This window comes from Aeromonas sp. sif2433, from assembly GCF_019218705.1.
Taxonomy (GTDB): Bacteria; Pseudomonadota; Gammaproteobacteria; order Enterobacterales; family Aeromonadaceae; genus Aeromonas; species Aeromonas encheleia.
The window spans coordinates 68,298-89,282 of the sequence record NZ_JAHUXD010000009.1; the positions used below are offsets into that span (position 1 = coordinate 68,298).

Sequence of the window (20,985 nt, forward strand, 5' to 3'; positions counted from 1 at the left end):
GGTCTCACAACCCGGCGCGCCTGAATGACGGACTAAATGCGAGGAATGCTTACTCCACCTCGTTGTCGCTGCGGCCCTGCTGCTCGATGGCCTGGATGTTGCTGAGGGTGGTATCGGCGATGGCGTGCAGCGCCTCCCGGGTCAGGAAGGCCTGGTGACCGGTGAACAGCACGTTGTGGCAGGCGGAGAGGCGGCGGAACACATCGTCGGTGATCACCTCGTTGGACTTGTCGGAGAAGAAGAGATCTTCCTCCTCCTCGTACACGTCCAGCCCCAGGGCGCCGATGCGGGCGGTCTTGAGCGCCTCGATGGCGGCGTTGGAGTCGAGCAGGCCGCCGCGGCTGGTGTTGATGATCATCACCCCGTCCTTCATCTTGGCGAAGGCCTCCTTGTTCAGCAGGTGATAGTTCTCCTTGAACAGCGGGCAGTGCAGGCTGATGACGTCGGACTGGCGGAACAGGGTGTCGAGATCCACGTACTCGGCGCCGAGATCCAGCGCGGCCTGGTTCGGATAGGGGTCGCTCACCAGCAGGCGCATGCCGAAGCCCTTGAGGATGCGCAGGGTGGCGATGCCTATCTTGCCGGTGCCGACGATGCCGGCGGTGCGGCCGTGCATGTTGAAACCGACCAGCCCTTCCAGCGAGAAGTTGGCGTCGCGGGTGCGCTGGTAGGCCTTATGGATGCGGCGGTTGAGGGTCATCATCAGGCCGACCGCGTGCTCGGCCACCGCCTCCGGGGAGTAGGCGGGCACCCGCACCACCTTGAGCCCCAGCTCCTTGGCGGCGACCAGATCCACGTTGTTGTAACCGGCGCAGCGCAGGGCGATCACCCTGGTGCCGTTGGCGGCCAGTTCGGTCAGCACCGCCCGGTCGGCGTCATCGTTGACGAACAGGCAGACCACGGGGAAGTGGTGGGCGAGGCGGGCGGTCTTGGCTTCCAGCCGTACGTCGAAGAACTCCAGCTCGAAGCCGTACTGGCTGTTGGCCTGATTGAAGTGTTCCTTGTCATAGCTCTTGGTACTGAAAACGGCGACTTTCATGATGCGCTCTCCGCAGATATCGATGTAGTTAAATTACAACAGCTTGAGGTGTTGAGCACGGGATAAATGGTGGGGGATCAGCCCCAGGGCATGATGGGAACCGCACTCACCGCGCTCTTGTAAGAACCATCTACCAATTTGGTGCTGTAAGTCAGGTAGACCAGGGCGTTGCGCTTTTTGTCGTAAAAACGCACCACTTTCTGCTCCTTGAACACCAGGGAGGTGCTGACATCGAACACCTCTTCCCCCGCCTTCAACTTGGCGGGCAGGGTGATGGGGCCAATCTGGTGGCAGGAGAGGGAGGCATGGGAGGGATCCTCCGCCAGCCCCAGCCCGCCCTTGACGCCGCCGGTCTTGGGGCGCGCCAGATAGCAGGCGACGCCATCGATGCGGGGATCGTCGAACGCCTCCACCAGGATCTTGTGGTTGGGGCCGACCAGCTTGAAGGCGGTGCTCACCTCGCCGACGGGATCGGCCTTGTCCGCGAGGGCGGGGCCGGCGAGCAGGGCGACGAGCAGCAGCAGGGGACGACGGTACGACATTGAGACTCCTCCCGGCCTATCGGTAAGACAGGCCCAAACGACTGTAGAGACTGGCCAGCACCCAGGCGGGGCCGATCAGCAAGAATTGCAGGTCGGCGAGGAAGGAGGGGCGCTTGCCCTCGATCCTGTGGCCGACAAACTGGGCTATCCAGAGCAGCACGAACGCGACCAGCGCCGGCAGCAGCAGGGGCCCCTGCCACAAGGCGCAGGCCACCAGCCCCAGGGCGGTGAACCCCGCCATGCCCCAGAACAGCGGGCGTGACAGGCGCAGGTAGAACAGCAGCACCGGGATGGCCGCCAGTATTGCCCAGTTGAGCCCGAATGGCAGGGGCCCCCTCGGCAGGCACCACAGCAGGGCGAGCCCGCACAGGTAGATGCCGGGGACCGCCACCTTGTGGATCGCCACATTGGTGGGGTGGCGGTGGCTCTGACCATAGTCGCCGAACCAGTCATCGAGTCGTTTCATGGCACCTCCCTGGTGCTGTAAGTGAAACTCATGGCCCGCCTCTCCCTGGCGGGCACCAGATCTGTAGTGGCCTCATGGGGCCCCAGGCTGTGATCGTGCTGCCTTACTGCCCTTGCCGGGGCGGATATTCCCAATATTGGGCCGGGATGCTCCTGAGCAAGGGGGTCATGTCCGGATTGACCAGCGGAATGGTCAGGCGTTGCTCCAGGTTCGCGCTGGCCAGGGCCTCGCGGACCTTGGGATTCTCCCGGAAGAACTGCATGAAGCTGCCGTCGGCGTAGGCGCGCTCCAACCCGGTCTGGATCGCCTTGGCCAGCTTGGGGGACTCGGGGCTGACAAAGAAGAACTCGGCGAAGGGGTAGCGCAGCAACAGGTGTTGCTCGATGGTGAGGTTGGGGTATTGGGCCAGCAGCTCATGGCTCTCGGCGAAGACCTCCACCAGGCCGCGGGGGAAGAAGTCGAGCTTGTCGCCGTCGTTGATGAGGCGGAACAGGTTGCTGTAACGGCCCGCGTAGGTCGGGATGCCCGCCAGCTCCAGGATCTTGTTGTCTGCCCAGCCGACGCCCTGAGCCGCCTTCATGACCTTGAGGTCGGCCAGCGAGCCCACCTGATTGAACTTCTCCTGGGCATCGCGATGGATGAAGGCGATCCTCAACCCTTCCAGGCCACGGAACAGCGGGATGGGGATGGGGATGAGGGCGGATTCGAGGGTGCTGGAGGTACCCATCCAGAACACGTTGATGGTTTTGCCCTTGCGTAGCTCTTGCTGCAGGCTGTACTGATTGAGATTGAGTTCGACCCGCTCCAGCTTGAACGGCTGACCGGCGTGGTTGAGTGCCAGTTCCAGCAGCTTGAGCTGGTATTCGTTATCGAGGTCGTTGATCGGCCGGCTGGGGACCTTGACGGTGAGAGTCTGTGCTTGTGCCAGCAACGGCAGGCACAAACACAGCTTGATGAGCCATTTCACTCTCTGCTCTCCTGATAGATTCCGGGACTTGCCCGGAGTCTATCAGAAGAATCAGGCGACGCGACGGAACACGTGGGTATCGTTGAATTCCTTGGTGCTCTGGCATTCGACGCAGAAACGGGACTCAGGACGAGCCTGCAGTCGCTTGAGGGAAATTTCGTCACCGCAGGATTCGCAGTAGCCAAATTCCCCTTCATTGATGCGTTTCAACGCCCCTTTCAGCTTGCGCAGATGCAACTTGTCGTGCTCGATGCGGTTCAGCTCCAGACGGCGGGCTTCCTCGATGCTGGCACGGTCAATTTCATCAGCCATCTCGTTGGTATCGGTGGCGATGGCCTGGCTGGCTTGGGAGTTGAGACGATCTTCGAGTTCGACGATTTGTCGCTCGATCTGACCCTTGTAAAAGGCCAGTTGGTCTTCAGTCATGAAATCACACATAGCGTTTACTACCAGTCAGTTTCCCAATTTTCCCTATTTATGGGGGCTGTCTGCTTGCAGACCAAGCCCCTGTATCCCGATTTGCACCAAATCCATGCAGGAGAGTGCAAATCAGGGCGGGCCTTGTACCAAAAAAATGCAGGCATGCAAAGCAGATTGGATAAGGACTGTGCGCCCTTGCAAGAAAATGACCCTTTTCGGACAGGCCCTGACGGAGCCTGGCCCCCTGAGCGACCCGCCGTTGGCACTGGGCTTGCAGTGAGCTGATGGTGATACAAGGTGTTTAGTATTTGGTGCCGGCCTGGTCATTATATAGGCCATTAATTATAGTTTTTTAAACACCACCGCTTGACAAAGGCCATTATCACGGGCTTTTATGGTGCTGTTGATTACATTTTTTTAACATGGGTGTTCCATATATTAGACACCCTTGCCAATGACAACCGTAGAGTCGGGGTTTAACATGGACAGTATCAAGGGCTGGATGGAGAGTAATCGCATCACGGAAGTGGAGTGCCTGTTTCCGGACTTCACCGGCAATGCCCGAGGCAAAATCATTCCAGCCAATAAATTTCTGCGCGAGGGGGGCATGCGGCTACCCGAGATCATCTTCACCCAGACGGTGACCGGCGAGTATCCGGATGACGACAGCATGATAGACCCGCTGGAGCGGGACATGCAGCTCTACCCCGATCCCAACACCATTCGTTTCGTGCCCTGGGCGCTGGAGCCCACCGCTCAGGTGATCCACGATTGCTTCGATATCAATGGCAAGCTGATCGACATCGCGCCGCGCTCCGTGCTGCGCCGGGTCCTGTCATTCTATGAGAAGCAGGGCTGGAAGCCGGTGGTGGCCCCCGAGCTCGAATTCTACCTGGTCAAGCGCAACGAAGACCCCGACTATCCGCTGGTGCCGCCCGTGGGTCGCAACGGCCGCCCCGAGACTGCCCGCCAGTCGTTCAGTATCGATGCGGTCAACGAATTCGACCCCATCTTCGAGGACATGTACGACTACTGCGAGGCGCAGGAGCTGGAGGTGGACACCCTGATCCACGAGTCCGGTGCCGCCCAGATGGAGATCAACTTCCTGCACGGTGACGCCATCGACCTGGCGGATCAGGTGTTCCTGTTCAAGCGCACCATGCGTGAGGCGGCGCACAAGCACGGCATCTACGCCACCTTCATGGCCAAGCCCATGAGTGAAGAGCCGGGCTCCGCCATGCACATCCACCAGAGCCTGGAGGATGCCGAGGGGCGCAACCTGTTCGGCACGGACAATGGCGGCAACACCGAGCTGTTCATGCACTTCATCGCCGGACTGCAGAAATATACCCCGGCCGTGACCGCGCTGCTGGCGCCGAACGTCAACTCCTACCGCCGCCTCACCTTCGGTGAGAGTGCGCCGCGCAACGTGCAGTGGGGCGTGGAGAACCGCACCTGCGGCCTGCGGGTGCCCTTCTCCGAGGCCAGCGCGCGTCGGGTGGAGAACCGCTTCGCCGGCGCCGATGCCAACCCCTATCTGGCACTGGCCGCGACCCTGGCCTGTGGCTACCTCGGCATGATGGAGAAGCTGGAGCCGATGCAGGAGATGAAGGCGAGCGCCTACGACCTGCCCTACAGCCTGCCCCGCTCGCTGGAGGAGTCGCTGAGCCACCTGGAACAGTGCGAGCCCATCAAGGAGATGCTGGGCGAGCGTTTCATCCGCGCCTTCGTCGCGGTCAAGCGCAAGGAATACGAGACCTACTTCGGGGTCATCAGTCGTTGGGAACGGGAATTCCTGCTGCTGAACGTGTGATGTCGGTGCGTGCAAGGCGCACGCAACCCCGACAGGGGGAGGTCGATGCCGGCCTCTCCCGCCGAGAGTGAAAGCACCAAACAGCAACAAACCGGGTCGCACGCTGCTCATTATGAGTGGCAGTGCAGGGCGACGAGTACCCGCCGCTCCCGTATGGCGATAGTACCAAGCAGCAGCAAACTGGGTCGCACATCACTCGAGGGTGGTAGTGCATGGAGGCTGATACCGGCCTTTCCCGCTCATATCGAAGGAACCGAGGAGCAAGCAATGCAGCACACCACTCGTGAGTGGCAACAACTGGATGCCAGCCATCACCTGCATCCCTTTACCGATTTTCAGGCGCTGAACAACAAGGGCAGCCGCATCATCACCAAGGCCGAGGGGGTCTATCTGGAAGACTCCGACGGGCGCCGCATCCTGGACGGGATGGCGGGCCTGTGGTGCGTCAACATGGGTTACGGTCGCCAGGAGCTGGTGGATGCCGCCACCAAACAGATGCAACAACTGCCCTATTACAACCTCTTCTTCCAGACCAGCCATCCGCCCGCTGCCGAGCTGGCGACCCTGCTGGCCGAGATCACGCCGTCTCATCTCAACCATGTCTTCTTCACCGGCTCGGGTTCAGAGTGCAACGACACCGTGCTGCGCATGGTGCGCCACTACTGGGCCAGCAAGGGGCAGCCGGACAAGCAGGTGATCATCAGCCGCCACAACGCCTACCACGGTTCCACCGTGGCGGGGGCCAGCCTGGGTGGGATGAAAGGCATGCACGCCCAGGGCGGGCTGCCGATCCCCGGCATAGTCCACATCGATCAGCCTTACCACTTCGGTGAGGGGCAGGGGGTGAGCGCCCATGAGTTCGGGCTGGAGCGCGCCCGTCAGCTGGAGCTGAAGATCCTGGAGCTGGGGGTGGACAAGGTCGCCGCCTTCATCGGCGAGCCCATCCAGGGGGCCGGCGGCGTCATCATCCCGCCCGACAGCTACTGGCCCGAGATCCAGCGCATCTGTGACAAGTACGGCATCCTGCTGATCGCCGACGAGGTGATCTGCGGTTTCGGTCGCACCGGCCACTGGTTCGCCAGCGAAGACTTTGGCATCAAGCCGGACCTGATGTGCCTGGCCAAGGGCATCACCTCGGGCTATCTGCCGATGGGGGCCGTGATGGTCGGCGACAGAGTCGCCAAGGTGCTGGTGGAAGAGGGGGGCGAGTTCAACCACGGCTTCACCTATTCCGGTCACCCGGTGGCCTGCGCCGTGGCCATCGCCAACATCCAGCTTATGCAGAGGGAGAGCATAGTTAAGCGAATTCATGATAGCATTGGCCCCTATTTGCAACGTCGCTGGAGCGAGCTGGCCGATCACCCGCTGGTGGGAGAAACCCGGGGTAAAGGCCTGGTCGCCGCGTTGGAAATAGTCCAGGACAAGCAGACCAAGCGTCGCTTCCCAGCCCAGCAGCAGGCGGGGATGACCTGTCGGGAGTTCTGCTTTAACAATGGCTTGGTGATGAGGGCGGTCGGCGATACCATGATCATATCGCCCCCCTTGGTGATCACCGAGGAACAGGTAGATGAATTGGTCAAACTGGCCAGGCTCAGTCTGGATCTGACGGCTGCGAAGCTGCAGGAATAGGCTGTACCCGAGCAGGTTGGCTTACGCATACAATTTGCTTAGGAGACAAGGACTATGTCTTTTAAAACGGGAATGCTGGCCGCCTCAGTGGCGCTGGTCATGGTCAGTACTGGGGCGATGGCCGATGACAAGGTACTGCACGTCTACAACTGGAGCGACTATATCGCGCCAAATACCCTGGAAGATTTCCAGAAAGAGACGGGCATCAAGGTCATCTATGACGTGTTCGACAGCAACGAGGTGCTGGAAGCCAAGTTGCTGGCAGGGAGTTCGGGCTATGACATCGTCGTGCCGTCCAACCCCTTCCTGGCCAAGCAGATCAAGGCCGGGGTGTTCCAGAAGCTGGACCGCGCCAAGCTGTCGAACTGGAAGAACCTGGACACTACCTTGCTCAAGGCGCTCGAGCCGAGTGACCCGGGCAACTTGTACTCCATCCCCTACCTGTGGGGCACCATCGGCTACGCCTACAACATCGACAAGGTGAAGGCGGTGCTGGGTGCCGATGCGCCGGTGAACTCCTGGGATCTGGTGTTCAAGCCGGAAAATATGGCCAAGTTGAAGGAGTGCGGTGTCTCCTTCCTCGACTCACCGACCGAAATGCTGCCGGCGGCCCTGCAATATCTGGGCTTCAAACCGGATAGCCAGAAGCCGGATGAGTTGAAGAAGGCGGAGGAGTTGTTCCTCTCCATCCGTCCCTATACCGCCTATTTCCACTCTTCGAAATACATTTCGGATCTGGCCAACGGCAACCTGTGCGTGGCGGTCGGTTACTCCGGGGACTTGCAGCAATCCAAGTCCAGGGCGATCGAGGCCAAGAATGGTGTCAATCTGACCTATGTGATCCCGAAAGAGGGGGCAGGCAGCTTCTTCGACATGCTGGCCATCCCGGCCGATGCGAAGAACGTGGAAGAGGCCCATGTCTTCCTCAACTATCTGATGAAGCCTGAGGTGATTGCCAAGATCTCGGATGCGGTCAGCTATCCGAGCGGGAACAAGGCCTCGGTGCCGCTGGTCTCGGAGGCGATCCGCAACGACCCGGGTATCTACCCGAGCGATGAGGTCCTGGCGAAGCTGTACGTCTTCCCGGATCTGCCGGCCAAGGTGCAGCGTCTGATGACCCGCAGCTGGACCAAGATCAAATCAGGCAAGTAAGTGACGAGTGCCCCTCCCGGTCCGCAGTTCGGCCGGGAGGGTAGTGACCACCCGAACAGGTTGGACGGCGTGTATGGATGCGCGACTGGCAAAATCACAATATGAGGACTGATCAAAGTGCACATGACCAAGATAGCAACGCTGGCCCTGACCCTGGGGTTTGCAAATCTGACCCAGGCCGCCCCTGTGGTTCATTTTTACAACTGGTCCGATTATATCGGCGAGACCACCCTCAGTGACTTTCAGCAGAAGACCGGGATCAAGACCGTCTACGACGTGTTCGATTCCAATGAGACGCTAGAGGGCAAGCTGCTGACCGGGCGTACCGGTTATGATCTGGTCGTGCCTTCCAACAATTTCCTGGCCAAGCAGATCCAGGCGGGGGCATTCCAGAAGCTGGATCCCGCCCTGCTGCCCAACATGGTCAACCTGGATCCCCTGCTGCTCAAGCAGCTCGACAAGGTGGATCCCGGCCATCAGTACGCCGTGCCCTACCTGTGGGGTACCAACGGCATCGGTTACAACGTCGACAAGGTCAAGGCGGTGCTGGGGGTCGACAAGATCGATTCCTGGGCGATCATCTTCGAGCCGGGCAACATGGAGAAGCTGTCCCATTGTGGCGTCGCCTTCCTCGATTCGGCCGATGAGATGATCCCGGCCGCCCTGAACTACCTCGGCCTCAACCCCAACAGCCATGATCCGGCCGATCTCAAGCGTGCCGAGGAGCAGCTGCTGAAGGTGCGCCCCTATGTGGCCTACTTCCACTCCTCCAAGTACATCGGCGATCTGGCCAACGGCGACATCTGCGTGGCGGCCGGCTTCTCCGGTGACATCCTGCAGGCGGCGGCCCGGGCCAACGAGGCAGGCAAGGGGATCAATATTGCCTACAGCATCCCCAAGGAAGGCGGCAATCTCTGGTTCGACATGATGGCGATCCCGGCCGATGCCACCAATGTCAAAGAGGCACACGCCCTGATCAACTATATTCTCGAGCCGCAGGTGATCGCCAAGGTGAGCGACTATGTGGGGTATGCGAACCCCAACACCAAGGCGGGAGAGTACATGGAGAAGCGCGTGCGCGATGACGAATCCGTCTATCCCCCCCAGGCGGTGCTGGAGCGGTTGTATGTGCAGGAGTCACATCCCCGTTCGGTACAGCGCCTGATCACCCGGAGTTGGACCAAGATCAAGTCCGGAACCTAACCTTGGCGCCCACCCCGGGGCGCCAGATTGTCTTTATGGATCGGCCCCGGCCGGTATCACGTGTGGGAGTTTGGTAATGGCGATAGCCTCCAGTGCCTATAAAAAAGCCCTCGAGGGCAGCCAGCAGCGTAAAGAAGTGCTGGTCAAAATAGATCGGGTAAGCAAGCAGTTCGACGAAACGCTGGCGGTCGATAACGTGTCTCTCAACATCCATAAAGGCGAGATCTTCGCCTTGCTGGGTGGCTCCGGCTCCGGCAAGTCGACCCTGCTGCGGATGCTGGCCGGGTTCGAGCGCCCCACCGAGGGACGGCTGTTCCTGGATGGCGTCGACATTACCGACATGCCGCCCTATGAACGTCCGATCAACATGATGTTTCAGTCCTACGCCCTGTTTCCCCATATGACGGTGGCGCAGAACATCGCCTTCGGCCTCAAGCAGGACGGTCTGCCCAAGGCAGAGGTCGATGCCCAGGTCGAGGAGATGCTCAAGCTGGTGCAGATGACCCAGTATGCCCGTCGCAAGCCCCATCAGCTCTCCGGTGGCCAGCGTCAGCGGGTGGCCCTGGCCCGTTCCCTGGCCAAGCGTCCCAAGTTGCTGTTGCTGGACGAACCCATGGGGGCGCTGGACAAGAAGCTGCGCTCGCGGATGCAGCTCGAGCTGGTGGAGATCATCGAGCGGGTCGGCGTGACCTGCGTCATGGTGACCCACGATCAGGAAGAAGCCATGACCATGGCCGAGCGGATCGCCATCATGCACCTGGGCTGCATCGAGCAGATCGGCAGCCCGATGGATATCTACGAGACCCCGGCCAGCCGGCTGGTGTGCGAGTTCATCGGCAACGTCAACCTGTTTGACGGCCTGCTGGTGGAGGACGAACAGGACCACGCCACCATCGCCTGTGCGGATCTGGAGCAGCCCATCTACGTGGGTCACGGCATCAGCTCTCGCGCCGAGAACAAGAAGGTGAGTTATGCCCTGCGGCCGGAGAAGCTGCTGATGAGCACTCAGAAGCCGAGCGATCTGGAGCACCCCGACTTCAACTGGACCAAGGGGCTGGTCTACGACATCGCCTATCTGGGCGGCCACTCCGTTTATCACATCCAGCTGCCCTCGGGCAAAATCGTTCAGGCTTTCATCGCCAACGCCGAACGCCACGGCAAGCGGCCAACCTGGGATGACCAGGTGTTCCTCTACTGGGAAGATGACAGCGGCGTGGTGTTGCAATCATGAAGGCATTGAGACGACTGAAGCGACTGGGCGGGCGCCAGCTGGTGATCGGCATCCCGTTCTTCTGGCTGTTCCTGTTCTTCCTGCTGCCCTTCATCATAGTGGTGAAGATCAGCTTCGCCGAAGCGGACGTGGCCATCCCGCCCTACACCGACGTGGTGAGCTGGGCCGATGACCAGCTCACCATCCTGCTCCACCTGGGCAACTACCTGCTGCTGCAGGAGGATGATCTCTACATCGCGGCCTATCTGGGCTCCCTCAAGATGGCCCTCATCAGCACCATTCTCTGCCTGCTGATCGGTTATCCCATGGCCTATTCCATCGCCCGGGCCAACAAGGAGACCCAGACCGTTCTGCTGCTGCTCATCATGATGCCGACCTGGACCGCAATCCTGATCCGGGTCTACGCCTGGATGGGGATCCTCAGCAACAACGGCCTGCTCAACAGCCTGCTGATGGGCATAGGCCTGGTCGACGAGCCGGTGCAGATCCTCAACACCAACCTGGCGGTCTATATCGGCATCGTTTACTCCTACCTGCCGTTCATGGTGCTGCCGCTCTATGCCAACCTGGTCAAACATGATCAGAGCCTGCTGGAGGCGGCCTCGGATCTCGGTGCCCGCAACCTGACCCGGTTCTGGCGGATCACGGTGCCGCTCTCCAAGAACGGCATCATCGCCGGCTGCATGCTGGTGTTCATTCCCGTGGTGGGCGAGTTCGTCATCCCCGAGCTGCTCGGCGGCCCCGAGACCCTGATGATCGGCAAGGTGCTGTGGCAGGAGTTCTTCAACAACCGCGACTGGCCGGTGGCCTCCGCCCTGGCGGTGGTGATGCTGGCGGTGCTGATCGTGCCGATCATTCTGTTCAACCGTAACCAGGCCAAGGAATTGGAGGGGAAAGTATGAAGCGCTTCGGTTTTGCCAAGCTGATGCTGTGGCTGGGGCTGCTGTTCATCTACCTGCCCATGGTCATCATGGTGATCTACTCCTTCAACGCCTCCAAGCTGGTGACGGTGTGGGGAGGCTGGTCGCTGAAGTGGTACTTCGGCCTGCTCGAGAACAAGCAGCTGATAGGCTCGGTGCTGCGCTCCCTGGAGATCGCCTGCTACACCGCCATCGCCGCGGTGGCGCTGGGGACCACGGCCGCCTTCGTGCTGACCCGGATACCGCACTTCCGTGGCCGGACCCTGTTCGGTGGCCTGGTGACGGCGCCCCTGGTCATGCCGGAGGTGATCACCGGTCTGTCGCTGCTGCTGCTGTTCGTGGCCATGGCCCAGCTGATTGGCTGGCCGGCCGAGCGGGGCATGCTGACCATCTGGATAGCCCACACCACCTTCTGTACCGCCTATGTGGCGATAGTGGTGTCGGCCCGGCTGCGGGAGCTGGATCTCTCCATCGAGGAGGCGGCCATGGATCTGGGGGCCAAGCCCTGGAAGGTGTTCTTCCTGATCACCATCCCGATGATTGCGCCTTCGCTGGCGGCGGGCGGCATGATGTCGTTCGCCCTGTCGCTGGATGATCTGGTGCTGGCGAGCTTTGTCTCAGGCCCGGGCTCAACCACCCTGCCGATGGAGGTGTTCTCGGCGGTGCGACTCGGCGTGAAACCCGAGATCAACGCGGTGGCCAGCCTGATCCTGCTGTCGGTGTCGCTGTTTACCTTCGGCAGCTGGTATCTGATGGCCAAGGCGGAGAAACGCCGTCGTGCCGAGATTGCAATGACCACCCAGATGCAGGCAGTCGCCTGACGTCATTTGATGCAGCAACGCGGCTTGCGCCACAGCATCGACAGCCCCTAAGATCCGCATTCTCTCATCCAGCAGGAGGACAGAATGCGGATCTCCCTCTTTATCGGCCAGAGTGCCGAGTTGAACGCCGAACTGGTTCCCGGCCTGGTATCGGCCATCCACAAGCAAGCAGCGGACAGACCCCTGTGGTGCAGCTTCTCGGGTCTGGACGGTGATGAACAGAGCGACCAGCGCCATCACGGTGGCCCGGATCGGGCGCTGCATTACTATCCCGCCGATCACTATCCCTGGTGGCAGACCTGGCAAACCGCGCTGGGCTTGCCCGCACCCCGTACCCCCTGGCAACCGGCGGCCTTTGGCGAGAACCTCTCCGGCCTCGGCCTGACCGAGGCGCAGGCCTGCATCGGCGATGTCTACCGGCTCGGCGAGGCGCTTGTTCAGGTAAGCCAACCGAGATCCCCCTGTTTCAAGCTGAACCAGCGTTTTGGCTATCCGCACCTCTCGCTGGTGATGCAACTCAACGGCCGCTGCGGCTGGTTGCTCAGGGTGCTGGAGGAGGGGTGGGTTGCCCAGGACGAGGAGCTACTGCTGGTCGACCGGCCCTATCCCGAGCTGACGGTGAAGCGCACCGCCGACATCCTGTTCAACCAGGTCCGCAACGAGGGGGAGCTGCAGCTGTTGCTGGACAATCCGGCCCTCTCCCCCAACTGGCGCCAGCATGCGGCCCACTGGCTGGAGCACGGGGTGGTGGCCGATTGGCGAAAACGGCTGCTGGGGCCGGTCGAATTCCAGCTGCCGACGAAAGGGGTATGACACCGCGCCATGTGGCGCCGCTTGCCACGTTTTGCGCAAAGCGCTGCATTGTTGAGCGGAAAGCGGCTTTTTTTCATCAGAAACAAAAAAAGGCTTGTGTCATGTCGGGGCTTTCGGTAAATTCTCGCCCCGCAGACATCGGTGTGTAGCGCAGCTTGGTAGCGCACTTCGTTCGGGACGAAGGGGTCGGAGGTTCGAATCCTCTCACACCGACCACATTAGAAAAGGCCGCTCCATGAGCGGCCTTTTCGCATTTGATATACCCCGGTTCTGTGGGGCATCTCTTCTGGATAGCCTCTTCAAATTGCCCTCCCTCTCTCAGTGCATTCCCCCTCATGCAACGACATATCCCTCGGGATGGTCACGGGCATCTGGTCCCATCCCCTTGCGCCAGGCACTCTGCTCTTCCACGGCCTTCGCCAGCGCCAGACCCTCGTCGGCGGTCTGCTGGACCTTTCACTGGGCGTCCGCATCATAGCTTCGACCCACATCGACCTAGACGCTGCCATCGAGGTGGGCGATTCCGCGAGGCGCCGTATGACCGCCTGATTTCTATGGCCTGCCAGTCGACGATACTGGCCAGCTCGAAATTCCGCGCACCGGCCGCTCGACGAGCGGCATGGGGCAGACTCGCAAGCCGAATCTAGGGCCGGTGCCGCCTCAGGCACCGGAACCCGCTGTACCAATAGCGAGACAGTGTGCGCCAGGCTCGGTTGGTTCAGTTATCAACGACTTGCGGTCAGCCACGACCAGTCGGGCGTGTCAGCTGTCTCATCCCTGTGACAGGTCCTCGTTTCAGTGGCTCGTAAGTCCTTGTTTTTACACACCACACCCATCGGCACAGGGCTTGCTATCAAGGTCTCGTCATGACGACCGGCGGTTGCAGATGATCGTGTCGATCGGCGCCACCCGGCCACACAAGGAAAGACGTCAAAGGAGACATCGATATGTTAGTCAATAAACGATGGATGACGACGCTGGGAGCCCTGCTCACGCTAGGGCTGCTCGGCGCGACGCCGGTGCAAGCCGCTGACCCCGTTGGGGTGCAGACCACCTTGGAGGGATGCCGCAAAGACGCGGGCTTCACCTTCCCCGATGGCGGTCCCTACATTTGCCCCGACACTGACTACACCACCGGCAACCTCGGCAAGACGTGGAACGAACTCGACCTCGTTCCTTACCGCATCACGCTGCAGGCCGGCAACTCAGCCCCTGCCAACCAGACATACACCCTTGGCGTGGTGCTGGACAACGAGGATGCAAGCCGCCCCGGATATGACATCCTGTCGACCCCGGTGCTGAACCTGGCCAAGTCGAGCGCGTCCTGCCAAGCCGTCCAGTCGACGGCGCAAACACCTAAGGTGCCCGGCGTCGGTGGAACCGACGTCTCCATTTACCGGCTGATCACGGTCACACAGGCGGAAAACACCACCTGCGTCTACGACTACTACGGCCGACTGGCCCTGGGTTCGCATCTGTTCCCGGGCTCGTCGCTGCACGCCAACCTCCTGGCCGAAGACCTCGGTACGGGCGGCGCTGGCGCACGGGACGTTTCGATCCCCGTCAAGGAGATCGAGCCGCAGGAAATCTCCAAGACGATGACCGCGCACCAGGGGTCGGAGCAGACCTGGAATATCTCCAAGGGAACCGAAGATACGTTGGACTTCGGCAACGTCTGCCGCAGTGACGCGCCAGAGTCTCTTCCCGTCCAGATCACTGTCACCTGGACCAAGGCGGAGGTCATCGGCGGTAAGGTTGCGGTCAACATAGTGCTGAACGCGAAGAATCCGGCCGCACGTACCATCACCATCGACTTGACGGACAAGCTGTACAAGGGCTCGAACAACTCTGGAGCCTTGCTCGGCACCTTCAACAAGGGTCCGTTCGATCTCGCTGCCGGCTTCAACGGCATGGTCGCCGAATTCACAGAGGAATTCGATGCGGCGACGGCGGGCAAGGTCGGTGACTGGCTGCACAACGAGGTGTCAGGGACCTATACGGATAAGGCAACTGGCATCCCGGTCCCGGGCACGACGACGGCGGTTGCGGACGCACAGATCCAGCAGGGTGCGGTCACTAATGCCTCGACGACCATCAAGGACGTGGAGGACATCGACGGCGTGGGCCTGATGTATGCAGTCGGGGCTCCGTCGTTTGGCGGCTTCCTGGATGGCTACCTCGCGGATACGCAGACTGACGGCGTGGTCACCTGGGAGGCGACCGGCCTGACAGACGGTGGCTCCATCACCTTCGACAAGGAGGTTTACCTCGACGATCCGAAGCGCGTCACGACGGGCATGCTGAGCGATATCGCCTATCTGTCCGCCTCGGACGGGTTCATTGCCCAGACCGATCAATTGCAGATACCCATCGCCTCGTCGGTGAAGGCCAAGCTCACTATCCAGAAGAGCATCCCGAGCTTCCTGGATACGGGCGAAAAACTCGAGGTGACGTTCCACATCACCCGCGCGGATGATCCGACGTTCAGCAAGACGAAGGTCATCACCTTTACCGGTGGTGGCGCGACGACAGAGTCCGTCACGGCGTGGGGCCTGGTGCCCGATCTCTACTACGTCGAGGAGCAGGGCAACATGTTCTTCGCCGCAGGCAGCGACACGGGTGAGCCCGCCAATCTGGTCGACAAGCGCGATCCAGCCGTGTACCCGAACCCCAGGCCGGTAGATCTCCGTCTCGAGGAGGGCATTGCCACGCATTGCGCGGCGACTGCCGACTTCCAGAATGAACCAGGGGATCGCCTTGCCTTGGCGCAGGTGCAGAAGACCACCGAGCCGCTACTCGAAAGCTCGGACGACGACTATGACTGGACCTTCAGTCTGTACGGTCCGGGCGGTGGCTTGCTGAGCACGCAAGTGGTTGGCGCCGGTGCAGGCTACGGCATGTTCCAGGGGGCGGGCGGCGACTTGGAGCTGCTGGCCGAGGGCACCTACACAGTCGTGGAGACGACCAAGACGGGTTGGGACCTGATCTCGGCCGATCCGGACTCGGTTCCGAAGGACCAGATCTGCGACTTTACGGTTGACTACCCCGAGGATATTGGCAAGACGTTTTCTTGCTCTTTCCTGAACCGCAAGCTCGGCAGGGCGCAGGTCCTCAAGACCATGAACGGCCTCCCCGACCTGGGCAGCTACTCGTTCATCTTCGTGCTGCGGCAGGGTGCCACACCCTCGGTTAACGGCCTGACCCTCGAGTCTATGTCGGCCAATACCGGGAACGGCGGCACTCTGGCGTTTACAACGGCGCTCGTCCCGAACCAGATCTATCAGATCTGCGAGATCATGCTGCCGGGGTGGCTCAGCAACTTCGGGACCTTCGTTCCGAATGCGTTCATGCCGCCGGATGGAGTGGTCATCAACCCGAATGTCGACAACAGTATTCTCTGTGGCAATTTCTCGGTTGGCCCGGGCGAGACGAAGGTGTTCACGATCGACAACACCCAGCCCCCGGGTGGCCGCGCGTTGACCATCGGCTACTGGAGGAACTGGGCGTCCTGTTCCAAATCCAACGGCAAGCAAGAACCCGTGCTCGATCAGACGCTGGCATCCTTTGCCGGTGGTGGCGTCTACATCGGCAAGCTGTTCGTGGATACCTGCCAGGAAGCGGTACGCATCCTGAGCAAGCAGGACGTCGGGACCGGCAAGCAGAAATCGAGTGATCCGGCGTTCAACATGGCAGCGCAACTGCTTGCAGCCAAGCTGAACGTGCAAGCCGGGGCCGGCCAGTGCCCGAACGCGGTCACGGCTATGGTCGCGGGCCAGGCCATTCTCGATGGACCGCCGCCTAGCTATGCGGTGAACTTCACCGGGACGGGTGATTATCCGAAGAAGGGCCAGTTCGCGACCGAGGCGAACAACCTCGGCACGACGTTGGATCAGTACAACAACAACTACCTGTGCACAGGACCGTAACGGCGTAACACCGTTGCATCCAACTGAAGGGCCCGGCGCAAGCCGGGCCCTCTTCTTATGTCTGCCGACGTGGAATCCTCAGCGAAGGTCACTTGCGCTTGGCTGCAAAGCCGGCGGTGACTCAGCCGCTCGCACTCGAGTCATTGCCCACCCTGTCCACCGCACTAGTCGGCATGGACCAGCGAGTCAGCCACGCCTGCGTAGGTGGCAGCCGTGGTGCCAATCAGCACACAGTCGCACTCCGGGGTGCAGTATTCCAGTGGTAGCCACCTTGAATGGTGTTCCCTGATTTTTGCGGTCATGCTGCTCTCTTCTGTTCACTGCCTGTGTCGTTGTTAGTTCAGTGAGTCGGCTCTTCCCGCTTGCGACGGGCTGTTCCCGTCAACAGCCATCCTCGTTTGGCCATTGGCAGGGGTGTTACCTTGTTACCGGCAAAGAGAGAGCTGATGCTTTTCACCCACAGGGCCATGGCTGGGCGGATCCTGGCTAGCTAGTCGTAGCGGGCCTGGACCCCGCATACTGCTGATGCCCCGACACCCCGATGCTGATGGTGTGGCTGGTGGCAAGCTCTGCGACGTGCTAGTCCGAAGGCAAGCATTGGCGTCATGGCGGTGCGGTGCAGATCGTGCGGAGTCCAATGGGGGATGATGTAGTCGTCACGCCAGGACTCGTGCAGGTTTTGTTCGGGACTGAGAGGACTAAGGTGCGGATACTCTCACACCGACCAGATTAGAGAAGGCCGCTCCATAAGCGGCCTTTTCGTATCTGAAGTTTGCCTGATGCCTTCGGCAGGATGGGGGCTCAGGCCCTGAACGCCGGCCATTAAAAGGGCCACCGCTCGGTGGCCCAGGGGTGGAGTCTGATCCTGACTCCGGCACTCTAGATTGTGGCAATCTCGTTGTGGGTCTTGTCGATGCTGCCCTCCTTGCGCCCGGGGCGCTTAATCAGATATGCCAGTGTTGATGGCGCAATGCCTTGAAGCCGTGCTGAGTTTGCAGAGCCGCATGCTTGGGGTACTCACTAATGAAATGTTCGATTCCCTCCATCAGTTGTAGACGCAACGAAGACACGGGCTCATGCCAGGCTTGCAGGCAGAGATGGCCGGGGATCAACTGCTCTTGATACTCTTCCAGCAGTTGTTCTGGCCAAGGTTCGATACCGGAATCGTGTCGCAGTAGATAATGGGCGGCGGGCTCACGGGCATAGATGAACTGAACTTGGGCCAAGTCGCGTTGGCTTAGCGTTTGACTGCCGATGTGGCAAGTCAGATATTTTCCCGTCTTCAGATCCAAGAAGTGACCGCGTTGCCGACAGGCTATGATGCGATACCAAGGCAAGGGCGAACAGAGAGAATACCCTTCCAGCTCCTGTTCCAACCAGTGGCGACACTCGGGCGTATGTACCTCGTCGAGCAGGAGCTCGATCTGTGTCAGCAAGGCTCTGGATGGTTTGGTAGCCAGCATCGCGCTCATCGTCTGCACTCCTCCCTCTGCACACAATCCCGACTTTCAGTATGGACCCTGGGTGGCGGCGGGGGTAACAATTCTAATGATTAAAATCGGCTTAGAAGTGCAGTTTTTATGCAATAACGGCCATTAGCCGACCAGGTAGGTGCCGGTGCCAAAGGCGATGTGGGTGCCTTCCTCGTTGTGCAGCTCCATGCGGGCAACGGCCACCTTGCTGCCGGCGCGGATGATGTGGGCGGTGGCGATGAACTCGTTGCCGCGGCCGGGCCGCAGATAGTCGACCCGCAGATCTATGGTGCCGAGACGGGAGAAGCGCTCCTTGAGGTAGCTGGGGGAGAAGTCTTCCAGTTCGTCGATGCAGGAGGCCGCGACTATCATGCCACCCGCCACGTCCAGCAGGCTGGCGGTGACGCCGCCGTGCAAGATGTTGTGGAAGGGGTTGCCGATCAGTTTGTCCTCCATCTTGATGCGCAGCTCCACCTTGTCGAAGTCGTAGTGGGTCACCTGCATGCCGATCAGCTTGTTGAAGGGCATCCGTTCGGCGAACAGGTTGGCGATACCACTGAGCGCCATCTTCTTCAGCATCTGTTTCATTCCCTGATCCCAATCCCTGGCGCTAAAGCCGAGTAAAAACTCCAGCCAGTCTGCAACACTTCCTTAACAGTCGCAATGGCAGGTTTATTGTGAGCGGCGGCTGCTTTAGAATGGCGACCCCAAAGGAGAGCCCATGACCGCTGTTGCCGACACCCAGCCCGACTTTCAACCAGAGAGTCCGCTTGCCCTGCTGCAGGCGGTCTTCGGCTACCAGCAGTTTCGGCCGGGCCAGCTGGAGATCATCGAGCAGATAGTGGCGGGGCGCGATGCCCTGGTGCTCAAGCCCACCGGTGGCGGCAAGTCGCTCTGCTTCCAGATCCCGGCGCTGCTGCGCCCTGGCTTGGGCGTGGTCGTATCCCCGCTCATCTCCCTGATGAAGGATCAGGTCGACAGCCTGCGCGCCAACGGTGTGGCAGCGGTCTACATCAACTCGGCCCTGAGCCGGGAGGAGATGATCCAGAACTTCGCCGCCATGCGCCGCGGCGAGATCAAGCTGGTCTATGTCTCGCCGGAGCGGCTGCTGCAGCACGAGTTTCTGGATCGGCTGGCGGAGCTGCCGCTCGGTCTGTTCGCCATCGACGAGGCGCACTGCGTCTCCCAGTGGGGCCACGACTTTCGGCCGGAATACGCGGCGCTGGGGCGGCTCAAGCAGTGGTTCCCCCAGGTGCCCGTGGTGGCGCTCACCGCCACCGCCGACGAGGCGACCCGCAGCGACATGCTGCACCGCCTCGAATTGCACGATCCCTTCATCCACACCGCCAGCTTCGATCGCCCCAACATCCGCTACAGCCTGGTGGAGAAGTTCAAGGCGGCGGAGCAGCTGCTGCGCTACGTGCAGAGCCAGAAGGGCAACTGCGGCATCGTCTATTGCTCCAGCCGCAACCGGGTGGAGGAGATGGCCGAGCGGCTCTCCCGTCACGGCTGCAAGGCGGCCCCTTATCATGCGGGCCTGCCGCTGGAGCAGCGGCTGCGCACCCAGGATGCCTTCCTCAAGGACGACGTCGAGATAGTGGTGGCGACGGTGGCGTTCGGCATGGGCATCGACAAGCCGAACGTGCGCTTCGTGGTGCACTACGACATCCCCAAGAACATCGAATCCTACTATCAGGAGACGGGGCGGGCCGGCCGTGACGGCACCCCGGCCGAGGCGCTGCTGCTGTACGATCCCGCCGACATCGGCCGGGTGCGGCGGCTGCTCGACAACATCGAGAACCCGCAGCAGCTGCAGGTCGAGCAGTACAAGCTGAACGTGATGGCGGCCTTCGCCGAGGCCCAGACCTGCCGTCGTCAGGTGCTGCTCAACTACTTCGGCGAGTACAACGACAAGCCGTGCGGCAACTGCGACATCTGCCTGGATCCCCCCAAGAGCTACGATGGCACCGAAGACGCCCAGAAGGCGCTCTCCTGCGTCTGGCGGGTGGGGCAGAACTTCGGGGTAGGTTATGTGGTCGAGGTGCTGCGCGGCTCGCTGAACCAGCGCATCAAGGATCACGGCCACGACAAGCTGTCGACCTACGGCATCGGCAAGGATCAGAGCCACGAGTACTGGATGAGCGTCATTCGCCAGCTGATCCACAAGGGCTTGCTGACCCAGAACATCACCCGCAACCTGGTGCTGCAACTGACCGAGGCGGCCCGCCCGGTGCTGCGCGGCGAGGTGCCGCTGGAACTGGCGGTGCCACGGCTGCAGCCCATCTCCAGTCGCAAGGAGAAGCGCAATGGCCTGCTCGACAGCGCGAACTACGACAAGCGGCTGTTCAAGGAGCTGCGCAACCTGCGCAAGCAGATCGCCGAAGAGGAAGAGGTGCCGCCCTACGTGGTGTTCAACGACGCGACCCTGGTGGAGATGGCCCAGCTGATGCCGATGACGGAAGACGAGATGCTGGCCGTCAACGGGGTGGGGCATCGCAAGCTGGAGCGCTTCGGTGAGGCCTTCATGGATCTCATCATCGAGTATTGCCGGCGCTAGGGCCGATTAGCGCA

General features: G+C 61.0%; 17 protein-coding genes and 1 tRNA gene. 11 read left to right on the plus strand and 7 right to left on the minus strand.

What is annotated here, in order from left to right; genetic code table 11:
• Positions 1 to 49: 49 nt before the first annotated feature.
• The 5 genes from KW825_RS14765 to KW825_RS14785 all read right to left on the minus strand — a co-directional run bounded on the left by KW825_RS14765 (position 50) and on the right by KW825_RS14785 (position 3,452).
• On the minus strand, positions 50 to 1,039 hold the full coding sequence (locus tag KW825_RS14765; RefSeq protein ID WP_218329642.1) for a 2-hydroxyacid dehydrogenase: 990 nt from the start codon (positions 1,037 to 1,039) through the stop codon (positions 50 to 52).
• A 77-nt stretch (positions 1,040 to 1,116) separates the two neighbouring features.
• A complete protein-coding gene (locus tag KW825_RS14770; protein ID WP_218329643.1) occupies positions 1,117 to 1,581 on the minus strand; it encodes a CreA family protein in 465 nt (154 codons plus the stop codon).
• 16 nt (positions 1,582 to 1,597) lie between these two features.
• Positions 1,598 to 2,047, minus strand: coding sequence for a DUF962 domain-containing protein (locus tag KW825_RS14775; RefSeq protein WP_042654415.1), 450 nt, complete (start codon positions 2,045 to 2,047; stop codon positions 1,598 to 1,600).
• 103 nt (positions 2,048 to 2,150) lie between these two features.
• Positions 2,151 to 3,014, minus strand: coding sequence for a hypothetical protein (locus KW825_RS14780; protein ID WP_218329644.1), 864 nt, complete (start codon positions 3,012 to 3,014; stop codon positions 2,151 to 2,153).
• A 51-nt stretch (positions 3,015 to 3,065) separates the two neighbouring features.
• A complete protein-coding gene (locus KW825_RS14785) occupies positions 3,066 to 3,452 on the minus strand; it encodes a TraR/DksA C4-type zinc finger protein (protein WP_042654413.1) in 387 nt (128 codons plus the stop codon).
• A gap of 463 nt (positions 3,453 to 3,915) precedes the next feature.
• Between KW825_RS14785 and KW825_RS14790 the strand changes: the two genes are divergently transcribed.
• The 10 genes from KW825_RS14790 (at position 3,916) to KW825_RS14835 (ending at position 16,942) form a co-directional block, all read left to right on the plus strand.
• Positions 3,916 to 5,247, plus strand: a complete 1,332-nt coding sequence (locus KW825_RS14790; RefSeq protein WP_218292058.1) for a glutamine synthetase family protein — start codon at positions 3,916 to 3,918, stop codon at positions 5,245 to 5,247.
• 267 nt (positions 5,248 to 5,514) lie between these two features.
• Positions 5,515 to 6,876, plus strand: coding sequence for an aspartate aminotransferase family protein (locus KW825_RS14795; protein ID WP_042654411.1), 1,362 nt, complete (start codon positions 5,515 to 5,517; stop codon positions 6,874 to 6,876).
• A gap of 54 nt (positions 6,877 to 6,930) precedes the next feature.
• On the plus strand, positions 6,931 to 8,028 hold the full coding sequence (locus KW825_RS14800; protein ID WP_042644596.1) for an extracellular solute-binding protein: 1,098 nt from the start codon (positions 6,931 to 6,933) through the stop codon (positions 8,026 to 8,028).
• Positions 8,029 to 8,151: 123 nt separating this feature from the next.
• A complete protein-coding gene (locus KW825_RS14805; protein ID WP_256353871.1) occupies positions 8,152 to 9,231 on the plus strand; it encodes a polyamine ABC transporter substrate-binding protein in 1,080 nt (359 codons plus the stop codon).
• Between the two features lie 76 nt (positions 9,232 to 9,307).
• Positions 9,308 to 10,462: a polyamine ABC transporter ATP-binding protein gene (gene potA, locus KW825_RS14810; protein ID WP_033129005.1), complete on the plus strand. Its 1,155-nt coding sequence runs from the start codon at positions 9,308 to 9,310 to the stop codon at positions 10,460 to 10,462.
• On the plus strand, positions 10,459 to 11,364 hold the full coding sequence (locus KW825_RS14815) for an ABC transporter permease subunit (RefSeq protein ID WP_042654408.1): 906 nt from the start codon (positions 10,459 to 10,461) through the stop codon (positions 11,362 to 11,364). The genes potA and KW825_RS14815 overlap by 4 nt, the downstream gene beginning before the upstream one ends.
• Positions 11,361 to 12,203 carry an ABC transporter permease subunit gene (locus KW825_RS14820; RefSeq protein WP_042654407.1) on the plus strand — a complete coding sequence of 281 codons (843 nt, stop codon included), beginning with the start codon at positions 11,361 to 11,363 and terminating at the stop codon, positions 12,201 to 12,203. The genes KW825_RS14815 and KW825_RS14820 overlap by 4 nt, the downstream gene beginning before the upstream one ends.
• Positions 12,204 to 12,287: 84 nt before the next feature.
• Complete coding sequence (locus KW825_RS14825) at positions 12,288 to 13,016, plus strand: MOSC domain-containing protein (protein WP_218329646.1); 729 nt, start codon at positions 12,288 to 12,290, stop codon at positions 13,014 to 13,016.
• A 139-nt stretch (positions 13,017 to 13,155) separates the two neighbouring features.
• Positions 13,156 to 13,232: transfer RNA gene (locus tag KW825_RS14830), tRNA-Pro, on the plus strand.
• Between the two features lie 731 nt (positions 13,233 to 13,963).
• Complete coding sequence (locus tag KW825_RS14835) at positions 13,964 to 16,942, plus strand: hypothetical protein (protein ID WP_218329647.1); 2,979 nt, start codon at positions 13,964 to 13,966, stop codon at positions 16,940 to 16,942.
• Between the two features lie 944 nt (positions 16,943 to 17,886).
• On the opposite strand, the gene KW825_RS14840 is transcribed toward KW825_RS14835, so the two are convergent.
• Together KW825_RS14840 and KW825_RS14845 are read right to left on the minus strand one after the other, a co-directional pair.
• A complete protein-coding gene (locus KW825_RS14840) occupies positions 17,887 to 18,414 on the minus strand; it encodes a hypothetical protein (protein WP_042654404.1) in 528 nt (175 codons plus the stop codon).
• A 123-nt stretch (positions 18,415 to 18,537) separates the two neighbouring features.
• Entirely contained in the window at positions 18,538 to 19,002 is a 465-nt protein-coding gene (locus tag KW825_RS14845) for a thioesterase family protein (protein WP_042654403.1), read from the minus strand.
• A gap of 133 nt (positions 19,003 to 19,135) precedes the next feature.
• Between KW825_RS14845 and recQ the strand changes: the two genes are divergently transcribed.
• Positions 19,136 to 20,971: an ATP-dependent DNA helicase RecQ gene (gene recQ / locus KW825_RS14850; RefSeq protein ID WP_218329648.1), complete on the plus strand. Its 1,836-nt coding sequence runs from the start codon at positions 19,136 to 19,138 to the stop codon at positions 20,969 to 20,971.
• Positions 20,972 to 20,985: the final 14 nt, after the last annotated feature.